The 24,477-nt window shown below is 52.6% G+C and carries 16 protein-coding genes; 4 read left to right on the top strand and 12 right to left on the bottom strand.

The features are described 5' to 3' along the window. Positions 1-49: 49 nt before the first annotated feature. The 3 genes from feoA to greB form a co-directional block, all read right to left on the bottom strand. Positions 50-274, bottom strand: a complete 225-nt coding sequence (gene feoA, locus J1782_RS19950) for a ferrous iron transporter A (protein ID WP_152327536.1) — start codon at positions 272-274, stop codon at positions 50-52. A gap of 413 nt (positions 275-687) precedes the next feature. Beyond that, positions 688-3,018: a Tex family protein gene (locus J1782_RS19945; protein ID WP_152327535.1), complete on the bottom strand. Its 2,331-nt coding sequence runs from the start codon at positions 3,016-3,018 to the stop codon at positions 688-690. A gap of 119 nt (positions 3,019-3,137) precedes the next feature. Then, entirely contained in the window at positions 3,138-3,611 is a 474-nt protein-coding gene (gene greB / locus J1782_RS19940) for a transcription elongation factor GreB (RefSeq protein ID WP_165060991.1), read from the bottom strand. 272 nt (positions 3,612-3,883) lie between these two features. Here greB and J1782_RS19935 point away from each other — a divergent pair, with 272 nt between their 5' ends. Further along, positions 3,884-9,901: an MG2 domain-containing protein gene (locus J1782_RS19935; protein WP_217153778.1), complete on the top strand. Its 6,018-nt coding sequence runs from the start codon at positions 3,884-3,886 to the stop codon at positions 9,899-9,901. Between the two features lie 59 nt (positions 9,902-9,960). After that, positions 9,961-12,330 (top strand): penicillin-binding protein 1C, encoded by a 2,370-nt coding sequence (gene pbpC, locus J1782_RS19930; RefSeq protein ID WP_254303119.1) that lies wholly within the window; start codon positions 9,961-9,963, stop codon positions 12,328-12,330. A 38-nt stretch (positions 12,331-12,368) separates the two neighbouring features. Here the strand turns inward: pbpC and J1782_RS19925 are convergent, their stop codons facing one another. The 4 genes from J1782_RS19925 to J1782_RS19910 form a co-directional block, all read right to left on the bottom strand. After that, entirely contained in the window at positions 12,369-13,460 is a 1,092-nt protein-coding gene (locus J1782_RS19925; protein ID WP_165061000.1) for a fimbrial protein, read from the bottom strand. 10 nt (positions 13,461-13,470) lie between these two features. Further along, positions 13,471-16,002, bottom strand: coding sequence for a fimbria/pilus outer membrane usher protein (locus J1782_RS19920; protein WP_152327530.1), 2,532 nt, complete (start codon positions 16,000-16,002; stop codon positions 13,471-13,473). Positions 16,003-16,064: 62 nt separating this feature from the next. After that, entirely contained in the window at positions 16,065-16,751 is a 687-nt protein-coding gene (locus J1782_RS19915; RefSeq protein WP_217153777.1) for a molecular chaperone, read from the bottom strand. Positions 16,752-16,847: 96 nt separating this feature from the next. Further along, the gene (locus J1782_RS19910) at positions 16,848-17,402 is read right to left on the bottom strand and encodes a fimbrial protein (RefSeq protein ID WP_152327528.1); all 555 of its coding nucleotides are present in this window, start codon (positions 17,400-17,402) and stop codon (positions 16,848-16,850) included. Between the two features lie 652 nt (positions 17,403-18,054). Here J1782_RS19910 and ompR point away from each other — a divergent pair. Together ompR and envZ are read left to right on the top strand one after the other, a co-directional pair. Continuing rightward, the gene (gene ompR, locus J1782_RS19905) at positions 18,055-18,774 is read left to right on the top strand and encodes a two-component system response regulator OmpR (protein ID WP_009635740.1); all 720 of its coding nucleotides are present in this window, start codon (positions 18,055-18,057) and stop codon (positions 18,772-18,774) included. After that, complete coding sequence (envZ, locus tag J1782_RS19900; RefSeq protein WP_165061008.1) at positions 18,771-20,132, top strand: two-component system sensor histidine kinase EnvZ; 1,362 nt, start codon at positions 18,771-18,773, stop codon at positions 20,130-20,132. Before ompR ends, envZ begins: the two co-directional genes overlap by 4 nt. 353 nt (positions 20,133-20,485) lie before the next feature. On the opposite strand, the gene J1782_RS19895 is transcribed toward envZ, so the two are convergent. From J1782_RS19895 to hslR, 5 genes are all read right to left on the bottom strand, one after another. Continuing rightward, a complete protein-coding gene (locus tag J1782_RS19895; protein ID WP_152327526.1) occupies positions 20,486-20,965 on the bottom strand; it encodes a type II toxin-antitoxin system VapC family toxin in 480 nt (159 codons plus the stop codon). Next, complete coding sequence (locus J1782_RS19890; RefSeq protein ID WP_152327525.1) at positions 20,962-21,174, bottom strand: plasmid stabilization protein; 213 nt, start codon at positions 21,172-21,174, stop codon at positions 20,962-20,964. Before J1782_RS19890 ends, J1782_RS19895 begins: the two co-directional genes overlap by 4 nt. A gap of 114 nt (positions 21,175-21,288) precedes the next feature. Next, complete coding sequence (pckA, locus tag J1782_RS19885) at positions 21,289-22,911, bottom strand: phosphoenolpyruvate carboxykinase (ATP) (RefSeq protein WP_217153776.1); 1,623 nt, start codon at positions 22,909-22,911, stop codon at positions 21,289-21,291. A gap of 239 nt (positions 22,912-23,150) precedes the next feature. Further along, complete coding sequence (gene hslO, locus J1782_RS19880) at positions 23,151-24,035, bottom strand: Hsp33 family molecular chaperone HslO (protein WP_152327523.1); 885 nt, start codon at positions 24,033-24,035, stop codon at positions 23,151-23,153. A gap of 21 nt (positions 24,036-24,056) precedes the next feature. After that, positions 24,057-24,461, bottom strand: a complete 405-nt coding sequence (gene hslR / locus J1782_RS19875) for a ribosome-associated heat shock protein Hsp15 (RefSeq protein ID WP_152327522.1) — start codon at positions 24,459-24,461, stop codon at positions 24,057-24,059. Positions 24,462-24,477 lie beyond the last annotated feature (16 nt).

The following is a 24,477-nucleotide window of genomic DNA, read 5'->3' as shown; positions in this document are numbered from 1 at the left end:
TTCAGAGGCCGCGCTAAACAATCTTGCAAAAAGCATTCATCAGTAAAAATCAGGCCAGGATCTCAAGCTTGAGCAGGTCGAGGTCTTTTTTGCGCACGACCAGACTGGTGCGGCGGGTTTCGATTTGCACCGGATCGCCCATCGGCGCTACGCGGATGATGTTGAAGAAAGACCCCGGAAGCATGCCGAGAGACAGCAGTTTCTGACGATAAGCCGGGCTGATTTCATGAGAAAAGCCGGTGATTTTGTAAGCACGTTTTGATTGAAGTTGCATAGTTCCTCGCGAAGCGTTCAGGCATTTATGGGGGCCGCGTGACAAATGTTACGCCGCGCTTCCATGCCCGTTGATCTCACTTAACTGCGATTATTGTGGCAAAAAGAATTGCTCAGAAATTGTCCCTGGTGCGAAATTGCCAGCCTTTGGCTGACGGCGTATTGAATACGCAAAGAAGTACAAACGAGAATAGTTATCATAATTAGTACGCGTGTGGAGACAAAAGAAAAGAGGTTGACCTCTTCACGGGTATCTCCACCGCGAGGCTATGCTATGCCTGTGGGACATCTGTTTTATTGATTTACCTCAGTGATTGATTCATTAGGATTGAGTTTAAAAAGTGTCGAAAAAAGATACATAAAAAAAGCCGCTGGTTATCAGCGGCTTTCGTTTGATAGGTGAAAAGGTAGAAATTAGCGTTTTTTACCCATCGCGGCGGCCAGCGCATCGGCCATCGCATTATTGCCCGCTGGCGCGGCATTGCGGCCCGCCGGTTTGTTGGGGGTATGACGTTTCTGATTGTCGCGTGACTCTGACGCTGGCGCGGCAGAACGGCGTGCAGGCGCTTCACCCGGTTGTTCGTCCAGACGCATGGTCAGCGCGATACGTTTGCGCTGCAAATCAACTTCCATCACTTTGACTTTAACGATATCGCCGGCTTTCACCACGGTGTGCGGATCTTCGACGAATTTGTTCGCCAGTGAAGAAATGTGTACCAGTCCGTCCTGATGAACGCCGATATCCACGAACGCACCGAAGTTGGTGACGTTAGTGACCGAGCCTTCAAGGATCATGCCCGGCATCAGGTCATTCATGGTTTCCACGCCATCGGCAAAGGTCGCGGTTTTGAACTCAGGACGCGGATCGTGCCCCGGTTTTTCCAGCTCTTTGATGATGTCAGTAACGGTCGGCACGCCGAACTGCTCGTCAGTGAATTCGCTGGCTTTCAGGCTGCGCAGCACATTCGAATCGCCCATCAGCTCTTTCAGCGCCAGCTGCGTCGCCGCCAGAATCCTTTCGACCACCGGATAGGTTTCCGGGTGAACCGTTGAAGCGTCCAGCGGGTTATCGCCGTGGTTAATACGCAGGAAGCCCGCGCACTGTTCGAAGGCTTTTGGCCCCAGACGGCTGACTTTCAGCAGTTGTTCACGGTTGCGGAACTGACCGTTTTCGTCGCGCCAGTTAACGATATTCTGCGCCATCATGCGGGTCAGACCGGCCACGCGGGTCAGCAGTGGAACGGACGCGGTATTGAGATCCACGCCCACCGCGTTCACGCAGTCTTCGACCACGGTATCGAGTTTTTTCGCCAGCAGGCTCTGGCTGACGTCGTGCTGATACTGGCCGACACCTATGGATTTCGGGTCGATTTTCACCAGTTCCGCCAGCGGATCCTGCAACCGGCGCGCGATAGAAACTGCGCCACGGATGGAAACATCCAGATCCGGGAATTCCAGCGCCGCCAGTTCGGAAGCGGAATACACCGACGCACCGGCTTCACTCACAATCACTTTCTGCGCTTTTACCGCCGGGAACTGTTTTTGCAGCTCGAGGAAGAAACGCTCAGTCTCGCGGGAAGCGGTACCGTTACCGATAGCCACCAGTTCGACATTATGTTTGATGCACAGCGCAGCAACCTGTTGTGCCGCTTTCGCTGCCTGACCGGTATGGGGATAAACGGTATCGATATCCACCAGTTTACCGGTGTTATCCACAACGGCGACTTTCACACCGGTACGTAAACCCGGATCGAGGCCCATGGTGGCGCGCATTCCGGCCGGTGCGGCCATCAGCAAATCATGCATGTTGCGGGCGAAAACGTTAATCGCTTCATCTTCGGCGCGTTCACGCACGGTACCCATCAGCTCGGTTTCGAGGTGCAGCAGCACTTTGATGCGCCACGTCCAGTTCACCACCGCGCGACGCCAGACGTCGGCCGGGGCGTTGTTTAGCCGCAGGCCAAGATGGTCGATAATAATTTGTTCGGCGTAACTTTCTTTCGGCGGTTCGTCATGCTGCGGATCGGCATTCAGCGCCAGCTGTAAGACGCCTTCGTTGCGGCCGCGGAACATGGCCAGCGCACGGTGGGAAGGCACCTGAGAAATCGGCTCGTGGTGATCGAAGTAATCGCGAAATTTCGCGCCTTCCTGCTCTTTGCCATCGACCATGCGGGAGGTCAGATGAGCGTTTTTCCACAGGTAATCACGGACTTTCGCCAGCAGTGACGCATCTTCAGCGAAACGCTCCATCAGAATGTAGCGGGCGCCATCGAGCGCGGCTTTGGTATCGGCGACGCCTTTTTCGGCATCAACAAATTTAGCGGCGGTGGTTTCCGGCTCGTTCTGCGGTTCATTCCACAGCAGATCGGCCAGCGGTTCCAGCCCCGCTTCGATAGCGATTTGTCCACGCGTGCGGCGCTTCGGTTTGAATGGCAGATACAGGTCTTCCAGTTCGGTTTTGCTCAGCGTGGTATTAATGGCTTTTGCCAAATCGTCGCTGAGTTTGCCCTGATCTTCGATGGATTTGAGAATGGTCTGGCGGCGGTCTTCCAGCTCACGCAGATATCCCAGACGTGTGTCTAACTGACGCAACTGGGTATCATCCAACCCACCGGTGACTTCCTTACGATACCGCGCAATAAAGGGCACGGTATTACCTTCATCCAGCAGACGCACCACGGAAGCAACCTGCTCCGGGCGAACCTGCAATTCACTTGCGATAATGCGGCTCAGTTGATCATTCATAGGTCTGGTATCAGTTTTTCGTTAGTGAGTGACGTAAATACAGGGCACCGTTATACGATTTGAAGGCTGAAAATGCCAGCCGTCGGGACGATGTGCCTCACGTTTTGGGCGTTATCTGATTATTTGCCGTAGTCGATTTCATTGACGTACCAGGTCGCATCGCCGACCGGCGTGGTGACCACCAGACTGTCACCGACTTCCTTTTTCAGCAGCGCGCGCGCCATCGGGGAGTCGATAGAAATGTAGTCTTTACGGCCAAAGATTTCGTCATAACCGACGATGCGGAAACGCTTGATGTCGCCGTCGTCATTTTCCACTTCCACCCACGCGCCAAAGAACACTTTGCCGTCCTGTTGTGGCGAATAATCGACAATGCGCAGCTGTTCCAGACATTTGGTCAGATAGCGGATGCGGCGGTCGATTTCACGCAGGCGTTTCTTGTTGTACTGATAATCGGCATTTTCACTGCGGTCACCCAGACTGGCGGCCCAGGTCACCTTTTTGGTGACTTCCGGACGCTCTTCGCGCCACAGAAAATCCAGCTCAGTTTTGAGCTTGTCATAGCCTTCGCGGGTAATCAGTTTGGTCTTCATGTTACCTGTCGCCTTCCACACAGTTATCTTCCAATATCCTTCGCCATTGTTTCACACAATTGCGCCGCTGACAGTGCAGAAATTGGTCGAAAAAACGGTCGGGCTGCTACGCTTTATATGATGGCTTTTTAGTCGGATAGTTATTATCCTTCGCCGCGCTTCTTGCGAATTTTATATTCCGTAACACATTTCGCAATATTCTGAATTTCAAAATATTTTTCTTAAATATCACTTCAGATTATGGGTCATAGGGATTAGGGGTACAGTTACAAATGGATTTACTCAGATTCTTACTTCGTTTGCCTTTTACATTGATAAAAGGCCTCCTTCGCGCGATGGCTTTCATTTTAAGTCTGCTCGGGCGCGTCCTTAAACCTGTTGTCGGCAATATCGACTGGCGTGCGCCGGTCTGGTGGACGGCAATGTCCGGCTGGCTGAAGCGCGGATTTACGCGCATGGAAAGCGGTGTCGATAAACACCCGAAAGCCATCAGTCTGGCTATTCTGGTGTTGCTGTGCGCGGCAGGTGCGGGCGTTTACGGCTGGCACTGGTGGTTAAACCGTCCGCAGCCGATCGAACCGGCACCGATGGTGTATCAGGAAACCAGCGTGCGGGTCAGCAACCCGGAAGCGATTAATTATGCCGCGCAAAAAATTGCGCCTCAGCAGGCCATTTTTAATTTTAGAAATTCAGCTGCGCCGCTGACGGATGTCGGCAAAGTGGTCGAAAAAGGCATTTCGCTGAAACCGGCAACCGAAGGTGAATGGAAATGGATCAGCGGTTATACGCTGGTCTTTACGCCAAAAAATCCGCTGCCGATGGGCACAAAATACGAAGTGGGTTTTACGCCTGACGTACTGCTCGCGCCGCAAATCAAACTGGCGACCACGCGTTATGAATTCACAGCGCCTGCGTTCGATTATCAGTCCGGGACCGCCGAGTATTATCAGGACCCGCAGGATCCGCAAAAACGCAGCGCGATTTTCAACGTCAAATTCAATGCGCCGGTGGATGTGGCCAGTTTTGAGAAACAAATCTCTCTGGGCCTGAGCGAAGGGAAAGCCAAAACGGAATCCAAACTCAATTATTCCGTGGTCTACGACCAGAAAAAACTCAACGCCTGGGTGCATTCCGAACCGCTGAAATCGCTCGATCACGGCGGCTCTGTTCACATGACGATAGGCGAAGGCGTGAAGGCGTCGGTGGCATCAAATGCAACCACGCAGGCGCGTAACGTCTGGGTTTCCGTGCCAACGCTTTACAGCCTGGCCGTGAGTGACGCCAGCGCGCAGGTAGTCGATGCCGACGGCGCGAAAGGTCAGCGTGCGCTGATTATCGGGTTCAGCGATGCGGTGAAAGATAAAGATATCCGCCGCGCGGTAAAAGTCTGGTTGTTACCGCAGCACGATCCGAACGATTCAGACGCCGCAACCGGCCCGGACGATTACGCCAGCTGGAATGTGGACAGCGTCGAAAATAACGTGCTGGCGCAATCCACGCCGCTGAATATTCAGCTGAACGAAGCCGAAAGCGACTATCAGCCGCAGTTCAGTTTCCGCTTCGATGCACCGGCGCACCGCGCCATGCTGGTGGAGATCGACAATGTGCTGACGTCTTCCGGCGGCTATAAAATGCCGGAAAAAGTCTACCGCATTGTTGAAGTCCCGGATTATCCAAAGTCTCTGCAATTTATGTCGCAGGGTTCGCTGCTGTCGGTGAACGGTGACAAACAAATCAGCGTGGCCGCGCGTAACGTGCCGGGAATGCGTCTGGATATCAAACGCGTAATCCCGAGCCAGCTGCAACACATCGTGTCATTTAAAAGCCGTGAATATTCGTCGGCGGAATTTAACCGTCTGAACGACGAGTATTTTACCGAGCATTTCAAATATCAGACGGCGGTAAATAACGACAAGCCGGGTGAAGTGAATTATCAGGGCGTCGATCTTTCCCGTTATCTGTCGACCGATCCGAGTTCGCATCGCGGCGTATTCCTGCTGACGCTGTCGGAATGGGATCCGAAGAAGAAAGAAGAAAAACCTGCGACCGATGACGACGGTTATCAGTATCAGGATGACGATCAGAGCGAAGACGAAGCGCCGGTCGGCGATTCCCGCTTTGTGGTGGTCACCGATCTGGGGATTATTGCAAAGCGTTCGCAGGATAAAACCCGCGACGTATTTGTGCAGTCAATTCACAGTGGTACGCCGGTCAGCAACGCCAAAGTGTCGGTTATCGCGAAAAACGGCGTCACGCTGCTGACGCAAACCACCGGCGCTGACGGACATGTGCGTTTCCCGGCGCTGGATGTTTATACCAGCGAACGCCAGCCGGTGATGTTCCTGGTCGAAAAAGAGGGCGACGTATCCTTCCTGCCTGCCGACCGCAATAATGACCGCGGCCTCGATTTCTCGCGGTTCGACGTGGATGGCGAAGAAACCCCGAACGACCCGCGCACGCTGAGCAGTTATCTGTTCTCCGATCGTGGTGTTTATCGTCCGGGTGACACTTTCAACATCGGTCTGATCACCCGCGCCGCCGACTGGAGTATGGGCCTGGCCGGTGTTCCCGTGCGCGCTGAAATTCATGACCCTCGCGATAAGCTGATGAGCACAGTTCCGCTGACGCTTGGTGCCAGCGGTTTCAACGAGCTGAGTTATACCACCGACGACAATTCACCGACCGGTGAATGGAACGTCTATCTGTATCTGATCGGCAAAGACAACGAATCTTCCGTGCTGCTGGGCCACACCTCAGTCAACGTGAAAGAGTTCGAGCCGGACCAGTTGAAAGTGAAACTGCAACTGACGCCGGAACGTAACCAGGGCTGGGTGAAACCGACGGAATTGCAGGCCAATATCGACGTGCAAAACCTGTTTGGTACGCCAGCGCAGGATCGCCGCGTGACGTCGAAACTGACGCTGCGCCCGATGTATCCGAGTTTCGACACGTTCCCGGACTATGCGTTTTACGAGAATCGCCAGAACAGCGACGGGTTTGAAACCCATCTGGAAGACCGCACGACGGACGAAAAAGGCACGGCGAATATTCCGCTGGATCTGAAATCTTATGCCGATGCGACGTATCAGCTGCAACTGCTGTCAGAAGCCTTTGTGGCCGGTGGCGGGCGTTCAGTCTCTGCGACCGCGCGGGTTCTGGTTTCGCCGTACGATTATCTGATTGGTGTGAAACCGGACGGCGATTTGGGGTACATCAACCGCGGCGCGGTTCGTCATCTGAATGTGATTGCCGTTGATCCGACCCTGAAACAAATTGCCCTGCCTGCGCTGAAAGTGGCGCTGATTGAACAGAAATACATTTCGGTTCTGACTAAGCAGGATTCCGGCGTTTATAAATATCAGTCGAAAATGAAGGAAGTGCAGCTTTCGGAACAACCGCTTTCGCTCACCGCGCAGGGCAACGACCTGACGCTGGCAACCGACAAACCGGGGGATTTCGTGCTGGTGGTAGAAGACGCGCAGGGCAAAGTGCTTAACCGTATTGCGTATACCGTCGCGGGCAACGCCAACCTCAGCCGTTCGCTGGATCGCAACGCCGAACTGAAGCTGAAACTCAATCAGGCGGAATATCAGCCGGGTGAGGAAATCGAGGTTTCCATCAACGCGCCTTATACCGGCAGCGGGCTGATCACCATCGAGAAAGATAAAGTTTACAGCTGGCAGTGGTTCCACACGGATACCACCAGTTCCGTGCAGAAAATCCGCGTGCCTGCGGGCATGGAAGGGAACGGCTACATCAACGTGCAATTTGTGCGTGATGTGAATTCCAATGAAATCTTTATGAGCCCGCTGAGTTACGGCGTGATGCCGTTTAAGATCAGCACCAAAGCGCGCCAGAACTATCTGGAAGTGGATGCGCCGGAAGTTATTAAGCCGGGCGAAAACCTGGCGATGACCGTCATGACTGATGGCCCGCAGCAGGTAGCATTGTTTGCCGTGGACGAAGGTATTTTGCAGGTGGCGCGTTATCGCCTGAAAGATCCGCTGGAGTATTTCTTCCGCAAACGTGAGCTGGGCGTGGAAAGTTCGCAAATCCTCGACCTGATCCTGCCGGAGTTCAGCAAGCTGATGCAGCTGGCGGCAGCGCCGGGCGGTGACGGCGGTGAAGGGCTGGATCTGAACGTCAATCCGTTCAAACGCAAGCGCGACAAACCCGTGGCGTACTGGTCGGGTATTACCGAAGTGAACGGCGAGAAGCAGTTTGATTATCAGGTGCCGGATTACTTCAACGGTAAAATCCGCGTGATGGCGATTTCCGTCACACCGGACAAAATCGGCAAAGCGCAAACCTCGGCGACAGTGCGCGATAACTTCATCATGACGCCAAACGTGCCCGCAATGGTCGCGCCGGGCGATGAGTTTGATGTCAGCGTCGGCGTGAGCAATAACCTCGAAGGACTGAACGGCAAGAGCGTGGCCATCTCCGTGCATCTGGCGGTGCCGCCGCAGCTGGAAGTGGTCGGTAAAGCGGATCAGAACCTGTCTCTGGCTGAAAAACGTGAAGGCGTGATTAATTTCCGTCTGCGCGCCAAAGCCGTGCCGGGCGATGCGCCGCTGGTCTTTGAAGCAACGTATGCCGATAAAACCAGTCGCCGCACCATCAGCACATCGGTTCGCCCGGCCATGCCGTTCCGCACGCAGTCAGTGATGGGGCGTATGAGCGGCAGCAGCCAGAACGTCGATAACCTGCGTCAGATGTTCGATGCCTATGCGGTGCGCAAAGCTGCGGTTTCCAACTCTCCGCTGGTGCTGACCAACGGGCTTTCACAGTATCTGGCGGATTATCCGTATTACTGTTCTGAGCAGATTGTCAGCCGTTCGATTCCGATGATCCTCGAAGGTCAGCATCCGGAAATGAAAGGTTCGCTGAGTCAGGCGGATACAAGCAAAAAACTGAAAGACATGCTGGCGATCCTGCGTTCACGTCAGAACGACAGCGGCGCGATTGGCCTGTGGCGTTCGTCGCCGCAAACTGATCCGTTCGTCACACCTTACGTGGTGCAATATCTGCTGGAAGCCAAAGTTGCGGGCGTTGCGTTACCGGCCGGTATGCTCGATGAAGCCAATGCGGCACTGCGCGAGCTGGCGGCCAGTCAGAGTGATGATTTGTACTCGCTGCGTCTGCGTGCCTGGGCAGTTTATCTGCTGACGCGTCAGGGCGAAATCACCACCAGTTCGCTGGCGTCGGTGCAGGACACGTTGCAACAACGCTATCCGGACACCTGGAAAACCGATCTCAGCGCGCTATATCTGGCATCGTCCTATCGCATGCTGAAAATGGATGATGAAGCCAATACCTTGTTGCAGCCTACGTGGAAGCAGCTGAGTAAGGCGTATGACAAAGCCTGGTGGACGCAGAGTTACTTTGATCCGCTGGTTCAGGACGCGACGCGTTTGTATCTCATCACGCGCCACTTCCCGGAAAAAGTCTCCGCCATTCCGCCGCAGGTACTGGAAAATATGGTTAAAGCGCTGAAAGAGGAGCGTTATACGACCTATTCTTCGGCGATGAGCATTCTGGCGCTGGAGAGTTATTCGGCCGAAGTTGCGGCGCAGGCTACGGCACCGGACGCGCTGAAAATCACGCAGATCAGCAAAACCAAAAATGTTGAACCTCAGCTGATTTCCCGCGTTCAGGGGCTGTTTGCGAAAGCCAATTTCACCGCCGATGCGAAAGCATTACGCGTGGAAAATGGTAACGACGCACCGGCGTGGTACGTGGTGACGCAGGCCGGTTTTGACCTCGCCGCGCCGAAGAAAGCCATTTCGCGCGGGCTGGAAATTACCCGTGATTACACCGATGAACAGGGTAAACCAGTCACACAAATTACACTGGGACAGAAAATCAACGTACACCTGAAAATCCGCGCCAATTCGAAAGAAGGGCAGGATAATCTGGCGATTGTCGATTTGCTGCCGGGCGGATTTGAAGTGGTACAGCAATCGGCACCGGAACCGGAATCTGACAGCAGCGATGAGAGCAGCGATGCAGAAGCTTCTGCATCCTGGCAGTCACCGCTGGCAGCCTCCGGCTCGACGTGGGCACCGGATTACAGCGACATTCGCGAAGACCGCGTGGTCATTTACGGCAGCGCCAGCACCGATGTGCAGGAGTTTGTGTATCAGATCAAAGCCACCAACACCGGCAGTTTCATCATCCCACCGGCGTATGGCGAAGCGATGTATGACCGCGAAGTTCAGGCGCTGTCCGTCAGTGATCAAAAACTGGTGGTCGTCCCGGCAGATGAACCGGCTGTTGCTAAAAAATAATAGACCGTAGACTACGCCCCCGCTGTTTTGGCGGGGCGTAACTGACGCTGAGTAGCAAGATGAACACCACTCCTCCTTTTTTCAAAACAGCCAAACGCCTTCTGCAAAATATCGCCATGGCGGTTTTTTTACTGGCGCTGCTGCTTCTTGCGTGCCGCCTCTGGCCGCATCCGCCGCTTTCTCAGGGGCAACCTTTTTCATCCGTCTATTATGACCGGCAGGGTACGCTGATGCGCATCACGCTGGCGAATGACGATCGTTATCGCGTGTGGACGCCGCTGGAACAGGTTTCGCCGCTGGCGGTAAAAGGCCTGTTGCTGCACGAAGATCGCTGGTTTTACGTCAATCCGGGTTTCAATCCGTTCAGCCTGATGCGGGGTTTCTGGCGCAGTTATGTGGCGGGCGGAAAAATGCAGGGCGGTTCGACCATCACCATGCAGCTGGCGCGGATGCACTGGCATCTCAATACCCGAACGCCGTCGGGCAAAATCATGCAGGTTTTACGCGCGATCCAGCTGGAACTGAGTTACTCCAAGCACGATATCCTCGAAGCCTATCTGAACTACGCGCCCTATGGCCGCAACATTGAAAGCATCGGCGCGGCCAGCCTGATTTATTTCGACAAAGCCCCGAAAGACCTGACATTGCCGGAAGCGCTGACGCTGGCCGTTTTGCCGCAATCTCCCAGTTACCGCATCGACGCCAAAACCGGCGTGCTGGGCACGGCACTGACGCAGGCGCGTAACCGGCTGTTTGGCCGCTGGCAGGCACATTACGCGACCGACAGCAGCCAGATTTCATTGTTCAAACTGCCGCTGGCGCTGCGTCAGCCGGAGCAGATGCCGTACATCGCCCCGCACTTTATCGAGCAGCTTCGCCAGCAAAATCAGCAGATGGTTCAGACCGATAACCGCGTGGACACCACGCTGGACGCCGGTTTACAGCGGTTGATCGAGCGGCAGGTCAACGCCTTTATCACGCGCAATGAAAGCCGCGGGATCCATAATGCCGCCGCCCTGCTGGTGGATACCCGCGACATGGGCGTGCGGGCACTGGTGGGATCGGCGGATTATTATAACCGTGAAATTCAGGGGCAGGTGAACGGCACGAACGCCAAACGTTCGCCGGGCTCGGCGCTTAAGCCTTTTATTTACGCGCTGGGAATGGAGCAGGGTGTGTTGCATCCGATGACCATCCTGAAAGATGTGCCTTCGGCGTTTGGGGCTTATGCGCCGGAGAACTTTGACCGCCGTTTTCTCGGGCCGGTGACGGCGACCGACGCCCTGAACTTCAGCCGCAATATTCCGGCGGTGTACGTCGCTTCACAGCTGCGGCAGCCGACGTTCTACCAGTTTCTGCGGTTGTCCGGCATCGCGGATATGTCGAGCGAAAACCATTACGGCCTCTCGCTGGTGCTGGGCGGCGGTGAAGTGACGATGCAGGAACTGGCAAAACTGTATGCGCTGCTGGCGAACCGTGGTGTGCTGCAACCGCTGCGGATGCAAAAGAGCGATCCGGCTGTCGCGACGCCGGTCAGATTGCTCAGTGAGGAGGCCAGCTTTATGACGCTGGACATGCTGCGTCAGCACCGTCGCCCCGGTGATACGCTGGCTCAGCAGCCTTCCTCGTTGCCGGTTTACTGGAAAACCGGCACCTCGTGGGGGTTCCGCGATGCCTGGAGCGTGGGGATTTTCGGGCCGTACGTTCTGGTGGTCTGGGAAGGTAATTTCGACAGCAAAGGCAACAACGTCTTTGTGGGCGCTGAAGCCGCTGCACCGCTGTTCTTCAATATCATCGACAGTATTAATGCCAGCTATCCCGCTTTGCAGGAACCCCGGCATCCGTTCCCGAAACAGCTAAAACGGGTCGACATCTGTCTCGCCAGTGGGGATTTACCGACGCCGTGGTGCCAGCAAAAAGGCAAAACCTGGTTTATTCCCGGAAAATCACCGATCAAGGTCGATACGGTTTATCGCCCTGTCAGGCTGGATAAGCTGACCGGTGAAGTCGCGTGTCCGCCTTATGAAGAAAACGAAACCCGCACGGAAGTGTTCGAGTTCTGGCCGTCAGATCTGGCCAATGTGTTCGCTCAGGCGGGGCTGCCAAAGCGCAAACCACCGGTGAACCACTGTAAAGATGAGGGCGTGGAGGTCAGCGGAAATCCGCCACGCATTACGTCTCCCCTCAAAAATACGGTCTACACCCTGCGGCAATCGCAGCAAGGGCGCGACAGGATTTCGTTTAACGCGGTGACGGATGCGGACAGCAAGACGGTCTACTGGTTTGTCGATGATATTTACCTCGGCAGTTCCGCCAGTAAATCGGCCATCGACTGGCGGCCCATCAACAACGGGCAATATCGAATCCGCGCCGTCGACGATCATGGCCGCGCCGACAGCCGGTTAATCAGTATTGAGATTTTGAATTAAGAAAGGAAATCTGGCAGCGGGGACGCTGCCTGATTTAATTAACGGATATCGACTTTTAGCGTCGCCGTCGCTTCGAATTCGCCGGTATCGAGTTCACCGCCCACCAGATTGATTGGGAATGCGGTGAGGGTGACTTTACCCAACCCATCCTGATTCATGGGTAAAACGCCTTGTGCGAAGGGCATGTAGGTTCCACCGGCATCCTGCACCACAATCCCAATATCTGCCTTGTTATCGGAAGGGCGGCGGCGTGCAATCAGGTAATATTGATTCTCAACGTCCTGCCCCTCCAGAATCATCTCTAACTTATCGTTGTTGGGGATGACCGGTAACCCGCTTTTTGTGCAGTCATATTTGATATCAAAAGTTACAGGCCGGAAACCGTCAGGTGGCGTATTTATCTTAGTAAAACGACTCGCCTGAATTGTGCCAAACCTGACGGAGATAATTTCTCCCTGATTGATCTCACAGTTTTGTGGCACCGTAATTGTTCCGCTGAGATATAAAACTGCTACTGGCGATCCCAGCGGGGGAGCCGTTGTGTTTACCGTTGCCGAAGAGGCATAAACCCGGGCAATTTCAATGCGTGGAATAGTGAGTTCGCCAATAAAAGGTGTCGTAATGTAAAGGTCTACTTTGCCCTGCGAACCGGTGTTCAGGTTATCTTGTGTGCTTTGTTGAGCACAGATACCGGTGTTTTCCTTATCCCAATGATGTGTCCCGTCACTGACGGCTTTGCTGGTAGGAACGGTAACATTGCCATTTTTAGGGATGGCGACTTGGGTCATTACGTCAAGATGATCATTGATTTTGAAGTAGTCAGTGGTGTGACCTAGCGGCAACGAGGTTTGCAGACTGTACATTATCAGCACGCCATTCGCGCCTGATGCATCTGCCGCTGAACAGTTACAGCTAATTTGGTAGTTCTCCTGACTGCTGTTCATTGCCTCAGTGATAATGCTGCCTCGTGCATTCTCATTGCTACTCAGGTCACGCAGAATAGAATTTTCATAAGTTGCCGCACTGCCATTCCTGGGGTCGCAGGTTGCCGATCCGGCGAATGCGGACAATCCATAGAGGCCTGAGAACCCCAGTATCAGTGCAAACAAAACGTTTTTTCTGTGGTTCATGTTTTTATCCTTAAATGCATGAGGCCGTGACGGATTGCACCGATGACGCAACGGACTTCAAATTTATGCTGGCTTTGCACTGCTGGTTTGCCGCAATACCCCACTTCACATGTAAATCCACCTGTTCGCCCGTTTTTATTCCGGAGAGATAAAGGACGCCGCCATCATCTACGATGTTTTCCAGCGATTGATCTTCACTGACTGCGACGGCACCGAAAGGAACTGTCGTGCCGTCATTGCGTACCAGTTTGATTAAGGCGCGCACGCCTATGTGGGCATCAAAATGTGCCACAACCATTGCACCTTTATTGGGAATGACTAATTCAGATGTGTTAGTCACATCGACTTCATCAGGGAGGGTCGTTGTGTCGAGAACGATCCGATTTTCGGTATAAGACGTGAGATATGGAACGACCGCGTAGCCACGCCAGTCGGTCCTGAGGCCAGGAAGATTTTGTACTCTCGCACCACTTGCCCCATTAGCATCAATCAGGGCAAAAGAATCGCCCAAAGGTTGGGATAGCGTCACGCCATGGGCATGGGCAACGACGCCACCGGCAATGCCGTAACTGATTTGCTGCGAATCGTTGTCGTAATAATAACCGGTGTTCAGCGTGCCGTATGATGAACGATAGGAAGCATTAATATTGCTGCTGTCGGTTTCTCCCTGCTGCGTATGACTCTGCTGCAGTGAGTAACTGAGACGATGATCGTCCAGAGCGGTGCCGCTGAGTCCGATTTGCTGGCGTGTTTCACCCTCTTTATCGTGCGTAATATTATAAGTTGCCCAGCTTTGTGGCAGCCACCGGCTTAACGGAACGCGAATATTCAACGCTATCTGTTGATCGTTATCTTCTCCGTCAAGCTGGCTGTAGGAATAGGACAGGTTATAGCTGATTCCGTTAAAGGTAGAGTTCATTCCGAGGGAAATATTTTTCTCTTTGTTGCTATCACGCCAGTAGTCCTGCTGGTAGGCCGATGCATACATACTTGCGCCTTCCCACAGCGCCTGATTAACACTGACCTGATATTTGCTGCGCTTATGGCTATCTTGCGTTGCGTTATCCTGAGACTGATTCGCTTCATCAAAATCGTAGAAACCACTGGTGGAATAGCGGTAACTGGCGACGGAGAAGTTTGTATCCGTCGTCTCGATATTTTTAGAATATTGAATACGATAAGACTGGCCGCTGCTGTTTTGATTGTTATCCAGCGTAGTTTGAGCCTGCGTGATATCGACAGAAACTGAACCTAAAGACAGTAAGCTGAATCCGACCCCCGCCATCCCCGAAAGATAATCTGGTGATAATAACGAACCGGCATACGTGGTGATCTCATTTGACACTCCGTAAATCGCCGTGCCCTGAGCAAAGTCCGGCTTTTTGTCGCCATTATTATTTGAACGATAGCGCCCTGCGGTGCCGCTGTATTTTAGGCGTCCCGGACGTTGCATTACCGGTACGGCTGAAAAAGGCTGATTAAATCTGCGCTCAGTTCCGTCGGCTTCTGTAATTGTGACTTCCAAATCGCCGCTGTAAGAAGACGGATAAAGGTCGTTAATTTCAAATGCACCAGGCGCGACATAGCTTTGATAAATAATATATCCATCCTGACGGATGGTGACTTCAGCGTTAGAGTTCGCAATCCCCCGGATCGTGGGTGCAAAACCTCTCTGACTGTCCGGCAGCATATTGTCATCGGAAGCGAGCTGAACACCGGTGAATTGCAGGCTGGGGAACAGATCGCCGGGCGTGGAGCTTTCGCCGATCAGGAACTGGGATTTAAGGCTTTTGATATCACGCTGAGCATAAGTGGAAATGGCATCCCAGCTTTGCTGGCCGTCACTATTGCTGTAAGTGCTGTAATTTCGAAAGCGCCATGGCCCCAGGTTTACTCCGTTTTGCATATTCAGGTATTGGCTGGAATCATCGCTGCCATTTTTATTTTTTCGCTGAGCCCCTGAAAAGGCATAGTTAGAAAATAAAACGGGAACACCGTCATCCCATCTTTTGGGATCGACATACCCGCTGGCTTTCTGATCCATTGCGGCTTGCGGAATACTGACATCAAGCCGCATCCGGTTAAAATCGAATTTAGCCGCTGCTGCTGGAATGTACTGTGCCAGAGGAGCCAGAGGCGCATCATGTTGATGATTGACCAGTGAAGGAAATGCATCCACCCTGACGTTCAGGGCTCTTAGTAAATCGGGGGTGATTTCCGGCGACAATGAGCCATCGGGCATCTGGTCATAACGAATTTCTTGCTGGAGTGCCTGCTCAAGGTTTACGTAAATAACAGTGTTGTAAACACCTGCCACCTGGGCCTTATCGCTTTTGGCAAAAATCGAGAGGTCCACGTCGTCAGTCTGTTGCCCGTTATGTTCGAGTAGTTGCGGGTCAAAATAGACATCCTCTGCCCGTGCAGCATCAATAATCAACGCCGTCATCGGGAAAGTACAGCCCACGAATAACGTGAAGATATGACGTTGCAGGCGGGCGCAGTTTCCCAGTTTTTTTGCAGTCGGAGAACTATCCATTGTCATTGTCACTGAGTCCCTGAAGAGATTTCTGAAGCAGTTAAAATGTCAGGTGAAACGTTAAGTAATCAGAGCGTTCTCTTTTCGGGAGTTGTATCGCCGCCGTAATCATTAATTGCGCTCCACTCAACGGTATTGCCGGTGTTCTTCGCGGGTAGTGTCACGTTGAGTTGGCCTCCAGGGGCAATCATGTCTGTATCCTTTAATACGGTATTGCCAACGGTCAGGTAACTGAACACGACGTAATAAGGTGAAGGGTTAGTGATTAGAAGCTGACCGCCGGAACGTGCGAACGTCAGCAACTTGTAGGCGTCATAAGGCTTTCCCTGTAATTTTTCTGGGCGGTAAAAAAGTTTTATTCTGGTCTTAATAACTAATCTTAATTCGTTAGTGTCATTTTTTGGGGTAGAGGGAATAGCGCGTACATTAATATAAAATATGGATTCTTTATCTTGCGGTAATTCCCCTCCTGTATATGAAATACGAAGGTTGTTTTCATCATTGGCGTTCAGGCGAAAAAGCGGAGGGGTGACAACAAACGGGCCGCGTGTTTTACCGTCTCCATTATCAATCCATGACTGAATCAGAAACGGTTTGTTTTCCGATTTGTTGCTAAGGGGCAATGAAGCTTCTTTTTTATTGGCATCATAAATAACCCGGGTGCGCCCGACAAGAATCCCACCACCATAACTTAGCTGAATAGAAAGGAAAAATAGAAGAGTTAACTGAATTAGCCGTTTGATTGCATTGCGCATGTGATTAATCGATCCAGTAATGAATAGGCCTTACATTTTTTTCATAATAATTAATCTGGCAGGCTCACTGACTGAGCCTGCCAGTTTCATAGCGGATTAACGATAATCGAGGGTGACGTTGACACTGGCATCAGCCGGGCCCGGAATGATGTCATCCGGACTTTTGAAAGACTGATAGTTTGCGAGCAAATTGACATCCATTGTTGCTGTTTTTATATCGTAAGTGATCGTCGGTAATGTATTCAGCAGCATAACAGCTTTAGTATTAGCATCCATAATTTGAATACCTACACCATCTGCCATCGTATCGCCGAAGCTATTGCCTAATTTCACAAGGTTAGGATGAGTTGCATCAACAGCTTCAGCTTCAAGCCATATGCGGAAATGTGGAAGAGGGTCACCCTCTTTTTGTGCTACAGGACAGTTAGCCAGCGGAAGAGTGAATGGAATATTTGGGGAGGTATCGCCAATCTCCCTAAATTGAGCAGCTGAATATGTCCCTAACGGAACGTCAACGTCATTGCCCCCATTAATAACACATGCAGTTTTAATAATTGCGCCAGAGAAGTTGATTCGCCCATCAATTGCATAGCTATTCCCGGCTAATGCCAGAAGTAACCCACCTACCATGAGTTTGTATGTCGTTTTCATTGTTGCGTCCATTCTGAAATAAAACGTTGAAGGTTATTCTGCGGAGTTTATCAGGATTTGCGTAATATTACTGATCAAATTTACGCAGAAAAACATTCTATCAAGTGTTTTATGTATTGGGTAGTACCCATTACTCCGTTGAATTACACGCTGTTTTAAAATCGATCAATTATATTCATATGGATGATCGTTAGTGCTTTCTAATTCAATTAATTTATTGTTTGTTTTAACGATAAATACGCTGTGTATATATTCTAAAGAAACAATTAATATGTTCTCTTTAAACAAATAATTTAATCATATTCCAGTGGTCTTGAGACGGTTTAAAGTAAACCGGGGAGCATTAATAGCGTTTTTTACAGATCTTTTTAAGAATGAAATCTTTCATTAAAATCTCACGTTTTTTCGATACAGAAAGCAGATCGGGTGGTTTTTAACCATAAGACAAAAGGGAAGGAGGGATTCACTTCTGCCTTGCCCAGGGAAAACCCAACTCAGGAGGCAGAAGATTGCTCTGATATTGTTGATAAATTAGGAAAACCATATCCATTGTTACAATTTCGTCTAGAATATATACCAATAAACGCTGTCTGTTTTGATTGATATTTCTAACAATACAAGCTTCAGGCATTCACGCCTTTGGGAGAGTTACATGCAAGAAAATCACAAGATTCTGGTGGTCGATGACGATATGCGCCTGCGCGCACTTTTGGAGCGTTATCTGACTGAACAGGGCTTCCAGGTGCGTAGCGTTGCCAATGCTGAACAGATGGATCGTTTGCTGACCCGTGAGTCATTCCATCTGATGGTTCTGGACTTGATGTTGCCTGGCGAAGATGGTTTGTCTATCTGCCGCCGCCTGCGCAGCCAGAGTAACCCGATGCCGATCATTATGGTCACGGCAAAAGGCGAAGAAGTTGACCGTATCGTGGGCCTCGAAATTGGTGCCGACGACTATATTCCTAAGCCGTTTAACCCGCGTGAATTGCTGGCCCGTATCCGTGCGGTACTGCGTCGTCAGGCGAACGAGCTGCCGGGCGCGCCTTCTCAGGAAGAAGCCGTGATTTCCTTTGGTAAGTTCAAGCTGAACCTCGGTACCCGCGAGATGTTCCGTGAAGATGAGCCTATGCCGCTGACCAGCGGTGAATTCGCCGTACTTAAAGCGCTGGTGAGCCATCCGCGTGAGCCGCTGTCCCGTGACAAGCTGATGAATCTGGCTCGTGGACGCGAATACAGCGCGATGGAGCGTTCTATCGATGTGCAGATTTCCCGTCTGCGTCGCATGGTAGAAGAAGATCCGGCGCATCCGCGTTATATCCAGACCGTCTGGGGCCTGGGCTACGTATTTGTGCCGGACGGCAGTAAGGCATGAGACGAATACGCTTTTCACCGCGTAGCTCGTTTGCCCGAACACTGTTATTAATCGTCACCTTGCTGTTCGTCAGCCTGGTGACGACCTATCTGGTGGTGCTGAACTTTGCCATTCTGCCAAGCTTGCAGCAGTTCAATAAAGTCCTGGCATATGAAGTCCGTATGCTGATGACCGACCGGCTGCAACTGGAAGATGGCACGTTGCTGGCCGTGCCGCCTGCGTTTCGTCGCGAGATTTACCGCGAACTGGGCATTTCGCTTTACACCAACTCTGCGGCTGAGGAGAGCGGTCTGCGCTGGGCGCAGCACTACGAATTCCTCAGCCAGCAGATGGCGCAACAGCTTGGTGGCCCGACGGATGTGCGCGTTGAGGTCAACAAAAATACCCCGGTTGTGTGGCTGAAAACCTGGTTGTCGCCTGACATCTGGGTACGCGTTCCTCTTACCGAAATCCATCAGGGTGATTTCTCGCCGCTGTTCCGCTATACGCTGGCGATTATGTTGCTGGCCATTGGTGGTGCGTGGCTGTTTATCCGCATCCAGAACCGACCCCTTGTCGAACTGGAGCATGCGGCTTTACAGGTCGGGAAAGGCATTATTCCGCCGCCATTGCGGGAATACGGCGCTTCCGAAGTGCGTTCCGTGACGCGTGCCTTTAACCAGATGGCTGCCGGTGTGAAGTTGCTGGCTGATGACCGCACGCTGCTGATGGCCGGTGTAAGCCATGACCTGCGTACGCCGCTGACGCGTATCCGCTTAGCAACAGAAATGATGAGTGATGGTGACGGTTATCTCGCCGAGTCGATAAATAAAGACATCGAAGAGTGCAACGCCATCATCGAACAGTTCATTGATTATCTGCGCACCGGGCAGGAGATGCCGGCGGAGATCACCGATCTCAACGGTATTTTGGGTGAAGTGATTGCCACCGAAAGCGGCTACGAACGTGAAATTGATTCCGATCTGGCCGACGGTGAATTGCTGGTGAATGCGCATCCGTTGTCCATCAAACGCGCCGTAGTGAATATGGTGGTGAACGCCGCCCGTTACGGGAATGGTTGGATCAAAGTCAGCAGCGGACGTGAACTGCAGCGCGCATGGTTCCAGGTAGAGGATGATGGCCCGGGGATTGAGCCGGACCAACTCAAACATCTGTTCCAGCCCTTCGTGCGTGGCGAAAGTGCCCGTACTACCAGCGGAACCGGCCTGGGGCTGGCGATTGTGCAGCGTATTATTGATGCACATTCCGGGACTCTGGATATCGGCCGCAGTGACCGCGGTGGATTGAGGATCAGGGCGTATCTGCCATTACCGGTGGAGATGCTGCAGAAAGCTGCCGTAACCGTTACGGGTTCTTAAATTGGAAGAGTGGACGTTTCGGTTTTTCACTTGCAGTGATCGCTTGACGCACTGCGCCGAAACCGACAAGAGTGGGCCAGGACGGCCCCTCTCTTGACTCTCCGCGTCTTTTTACAACCCGCGGTGTCGCTCGCAAAGTCTGTTTCAGCAACTTCGGTTATTGCCGCAGCGGCAAGATTTCGCGGCAATCGCAGGAGTTTCTGAAACATAGCCAGCGAGCGATAGCGCGCAGTGAAAGAACCGGTGATTCTGAAGAGGCGCGGCGATAGGCGCCTTTTGAGGCCGGTGTCTTGACCTAAAGGCCCGTTTGGGAGCCAGCCCTGGTTATTGCGGGATAAAACGCCTGCCTGCGTTTAACTTTTCCGACTCATCACATAATATTCCGCGGCTTCCTCCCGCCATCTTGGCGTCTCCGCCACATCCCACGGATTCACCAGCGTAATGCCGGTATGCGCAAAACGGTCATGGTGGTCTGTTGCCAGGCTGGCCTGGTGTTGCAGGCAAATCGCTGCCAGTTGCATCTCGCGTTCAGTCATCGCCACGTGCGCTTGTTTTGATAAAGCCGCTACGCGCACGTAATGCAGTGCGCTGGCGGCATCGAATGACAACAGGCGACCCTTAAAATCCTGATTCAGCATGCCGAGCAACGCATCGGCGAACGCGGTTTTCGGGGCGTCTTCGGGTAAATTTTCCACCCAGGTAAAAAGTTCGGCGACCGTGAGGCTGGTCAGGTAAAGCTGAATGGCATCCTGTGCATCGAGCCACTGGAGAACGGTCTTCTGTGGTTTGCGGCTGATCATCTCAAGGATGATGGCGGTATTGAGAATAATCACTTGGGCGGCAGCTCCAGCGGCGTTGTATTCAGCGTGGCAAAACGCTGGCGGAGCTGGCTGCCGAGGCCAAAATCAGGGGGCGTGCTGGTCAGTGCCTGCTTCAGAATTAAACGCGCCTCCTCTTCCATTGAATGGCCTTTTTTGGCGGCGGCAATGCGCAGCAATTCCTTCACTTCGTCATCCAGATTGCGGACAGTCAGGGTAGCCATGTGAAATTCCTGTGAGAGCAGTGGAAGCATTGCTGTCATTCTGGAATGTGGCCGGGAGGGATGCAATAAAAAAAAGGCGCGGAAGCCCGCGCCTGTGAAAGCAGAGATTATCGCTTAACGTTGCGGGCCTGCGCTCACCAGCGCTGCGCCTGCCGGTGTGTCCGTATATTTATCAAAGTTATCGATAAACAGCTGGGCCAGATGCTCGGCTTTTTCCTGCCACTGCTCGCGGCTGCCGTAAGTATTACGCGGATCCAGAATATGGCTGTCGACGCCCGGCAGTTCGGTTGGCACTGCCAGATTGAACAACGGCAGCGTGAAGGTTTCGGCGTCGTCGATAGTCCCGTTCAGAATCGCATCGATGATGGCGCGGGTGTTTTTCAGGGAAATACGTTTACCCGTGCCGTTCCAGCCGGTATTGACCAGATAGGCCTGTGCGCCCGCCGCTTCCATGCGTTTTACCAGCACTTCGGAATATTGCGTCGGATGCAGCATCAGGAACGCAGCGCCAAAGCAGGCAGAAAACGTTGGCGTCGGTTCATTGACGCCACGCTCGGTGCCCGCCAGTTTCGCCGTAAAGCCGGAGAGGAAATGGTATTGCGTCTGGGATGCGGTCAGCCGAGAAACTGGCGGTAATACGCCAAACGCATCAGCCGTCAGGAAAATGACTTTACTGGCGTGCCCGGCTTTCGATACCGGTTTCACAATGTTCTGAATGTGATAGAGCGGGTAGGAAACGCGGGTGTTCTCGGTTTTACTGTTGTCATCGAAATCGATTTTGCCGTCGGCGCTGACCACCACGTTTTCCAGAAGCGCATCGCGTCTGATGGCACCAAAGATTTCCGGCTCCGCTTCTTTGCTCAGTTTAATGGTTTTAGCGTAACAGCCACCTTCGAAGTTGAAGACGCCGTCGTCGTCCCAGCCATGTTCGTCATCACCAATAAGTTTACGTTTTGGATCGGTGGATAACGTGGTTTTACCTGTGCCGGAAAGGCCAAAGAAGACGGCCACATCGCCTTTTTCACCCACATTGGCAGAGCAGTGCATCGACGCGATCCCCTGCAAAGGCAGCAGGTAGTTCATGACGGCAAACATGCCTTTCTTCATTTCGCCGCCGTACCAGGATCCGCCGATAAGCTGGATACGTTCGGTCAGGTTGAAAGCGATGAAGTTTTCAGAGTTCAGGCCCTGTTTCTGCCAGTCCGGGTTGGTGCATTTCGCGCCGTTCATCACGATAAAGTCAGGCTCGAAACCTTCCAGTTCACTGTCCGTCGGGCGGATAAACATGTTTTTGACGAAATGCGCCTGCCAGGCCACTTCCGTAATGAAGCGGACTTTCAGTCGGGAATTGGCGTTCGCACCGCAGAATGCGTCGACGATAAACAGGCGTTTTCCTGAAAGCTGATGGGTGACCAGCGATTTCAGTGAAGCCCAGATTTCCTGAGAAAGCGGTTTGTTATCGTTCTTTCCTTTGCCCTGATCGGCCCACCACAGCGTGTCACGGGTGGTGTCATCGCGTACAATGTATTTATCTTTCGGCGAGCGGCCGGTAAAAATGCCGGTATCGACATTCACGGCGCCCAGCTCCGTCACCTGCCCGCGTTCAAAGCCTTCCAGACCGGGCGCTGTCTCTTCTTTGAAAAGAAGATCGTAATCAGGGTTATAGACGATTTCGCTGTTCTGATGGATCCCGTAACGGGCGAGTGTTTCGGCGGTGACCCCGATAGTGGTAGGCATTTCCCTGCTCCTTGGCCTGAATTAGAAACCCCAAAGCTTGAAGCATTAGGGATAAACTAGTTGTAATTGTAGGTATTTATCGCTTTTGAACCGCGATAGAACTCAAAGAATAACGGGAGATGTGAATATTTTTCCATAATTGTGATGAAAAACGCGAAATATGTGCAACGTTGGTTATATATAAGCAATAAAAAAGGGACTTTTCGGTGAAAAGTCCCTCAGATAGCGTGGGTTAACAATCAATGAATATGATCATTTCCCGGATGAACGTCGCCGTCCGCTTTCAGGGTAGCCAGATCCATCGCGTCAAACTCGTAGTCTGATCCGCAATAATCACAGTGCATTTCGATTTTCCCGTCAGCTTCCAGCATTTCCAGAATTTCTTCATCAGGCAGCGTCAGCAGGGCGCCGGCGCAGCGTTCACGCGAGCAGGTGCAGCGGAAACAAACGTCCTGCGGCTCATACAGGGTGACTTCTTCCTGATGATAAAGACGATAAAGCACTTCGTTGGCCGGCAGGGTGAACAGCTCTTCTGCTTTGATCGTAGTGGTCAGCTGAGCAAGATGGCTGAATTCTTCCGGATCAGTATCTTCGGCTGGCAGCACCTGCAACAGCATGCCGCCTGCGGCTGGCTGGCCTTCAATTTCACCGGTACGGATAAAAATGCGGGTCGGCAGCTGTTCGGACTGCATGAAGTAGTTTTCCAGACACTCCGCCAGATTTTCGCCTTCCAGGCCGACGACGCCCTGATAGCGCTCGCCCACGCTTGGGGAAATGGTGATCACCATGTAGCCGTTGCCAATCATCTCTTTCAGCGAGCTGCCTTCAGCGATATCACCTTGCAGGCGCGCAATACCGCGCAGTTCCTGACGGTTGTTCCCGTTGATCACCGCCAGTTTCAGCGGGCCATCGCCTTGCAGCTGAACGGTAATGTCGCCGTCAAATTTCAGCGTGGCAGTCAGCAAGCTGGTAGCAACCAGCATTTCGCCCAGAAGATTACGGACTTCTGCCGGGTAATCGTGACCGGCAACGATCTGCTGGAAGGTTTCATTGAGCGCGACCAGTTCACCGCGGACGGCGTGGTTATTGAACAGGTAACGGTGCAGTTGGTCATGATTGGACATAGTTTTCTCTCTCAGTGGCGATCACTCTTGATCGCCATATTTAAATTTGATCAGGTTGCGGCGTTCCTTTTTATCCGGACGTCTGTCCGGATGCGGCATCGCATTCATTTTCCGCGCTTCCGAGATTTTCTCCCGGCTGACGATGCTCGCGTCGGTTTCCTGATAAAGCGTCTGTGCTTCTTCCGCACTGCGGCGCTGAGTCGTCAGCCCCAGCACAATGATCGTTTTGGTGTCATTTCCCTGACGAAGGGTGATTTCGGCATTCAGTTCCATCAGCTTGCTGGGTTTTCCCCGCTGGCCGTTGTAATGCACTTTGCCGCCGTCAATCATCTCGCGTGCCAGCGCGCGGGTCTTATAAAAACGAGCCGCCCAAAGCCATTTATCGAGACGTACTGCATTAGCGTCTTCTTCCGTTTTGCCTTTCATTTTTCTCCCCTGAACA

Origin of the sequence: Rahnella sp. BCC 1045 (assembly GCF_019049615.1) — a bacterium.
Classification (GTDB): domain Bacteria; phylum Pseudomonadota; class Gammaproteobacteria; order Enterobacterales; family Enterobacteriaceae; genus Rahnella; species Rahnella contaminans.
The sequence above is the reverse complement of the archived record's forward strand: the minus strand, read 5'-3'. Positions and strand labels throughout refer to the sequence as shown.

Bases quoted from the DNA above. Each gene is read 5' to 3' on its own strand.
- feoA (WP_152327536.1), bottom strand. From the start codon at position 274: ATGCAACTTCAATCAAAACGTGCTTACAAAATCACCGGCTTTTCTCAT.
- J1782_RS19945 (WP_152327535.1), bottom strand. From the start codon at position 3,018: ATGAATGATCAACTGAGCCGCATTATCGCAAGTGAATTGCAGGTTCGC.
- greB (WP_165060991.1), bottom strand. From the start codon at position 3,611: ATGAAGACCAAACTGATTACCCGCGAAGGCTATGACAAGCTCAAAACT.
- J1782_RS19935 (WP_217153778.1), top strand. From the start codon at position 3,884: ATGGATTTACTCAGATTCTTACTTCGTTTGCCTTTTACATTGATAAAA.
- pbpC (WP_254303119.1), top strand. From the start codon at position 9,961: ATGAACACCACTCCTCCTTTTTTCAAAACAGCCAAACGCCTTCTGCAA.
- J1782_RS19925 (WP_165061000.1), bottom strand. From the start codon at position 13,460: ATGAACCACAGAAAAAACGTTTTGTTTGCACTGATACTGGGGTTCTCA.
- J1782_RS19920 (WP_152327530.1), bottom strand. From the start codon at position 16,002: ATGACAATGGATAGTTCTCCGACTGCAAAAAAACTGGGAAACTGCGCC.
- J1782_RS19915 (WP_217153777.1), bottom strand. From the start codon at position 16,751: ATGCGCAATGCAATCAAACGGCTAATTCAGTTAACTCTTCTATTTTTC.
- J1782_RS19910 (WP_152327528.1), bottom strand. From the start codon at position 17,402: ATGAAAACGACATACAAACTCATGGTAGGTGGGTTACTTCTGGCATTA.
- ompR (WP_009635740.1), top strand. From the start codon at position 18,055: ATGCAAGAAAATCACAAGATTCTGGTGGTCGATGACGATATGCGCCTG.
- envZ (WP_165061008.1), top strand. From the start codon at position 18,771: ATGAGACGAATACGCTTTTCACCGCGTAGCTCGTTTGCCCGAACACTG.
- J1782_RS19890 (WP_152327525.1), bottom strand. From the start codon at position 21,174: ATGGCTACCCTGACTGTCCGCAATCTGGATGACGAAGTGAAGGAATTG.
- pckA (WP_217153776.1), bottom strand. From the start codon at position 22,911: ATGCCTACCACTATCGGGGTCACCGCCGAAACACTCGCCCGTTACGGG.
- hslO (WP_152327523.1), bottom strand. From the start codon at position 24,035: ATGTCCAATCATGACCAACTGCACCGTTACCTGTTCAATAACCACGCC.
- hslR (WP_152327522.1), bottom strand. From the start codon at position 24,461: ATGAAAGGCAAAACGGAAGAAGACGCTAATGCAGTACGTCTCGATAAA.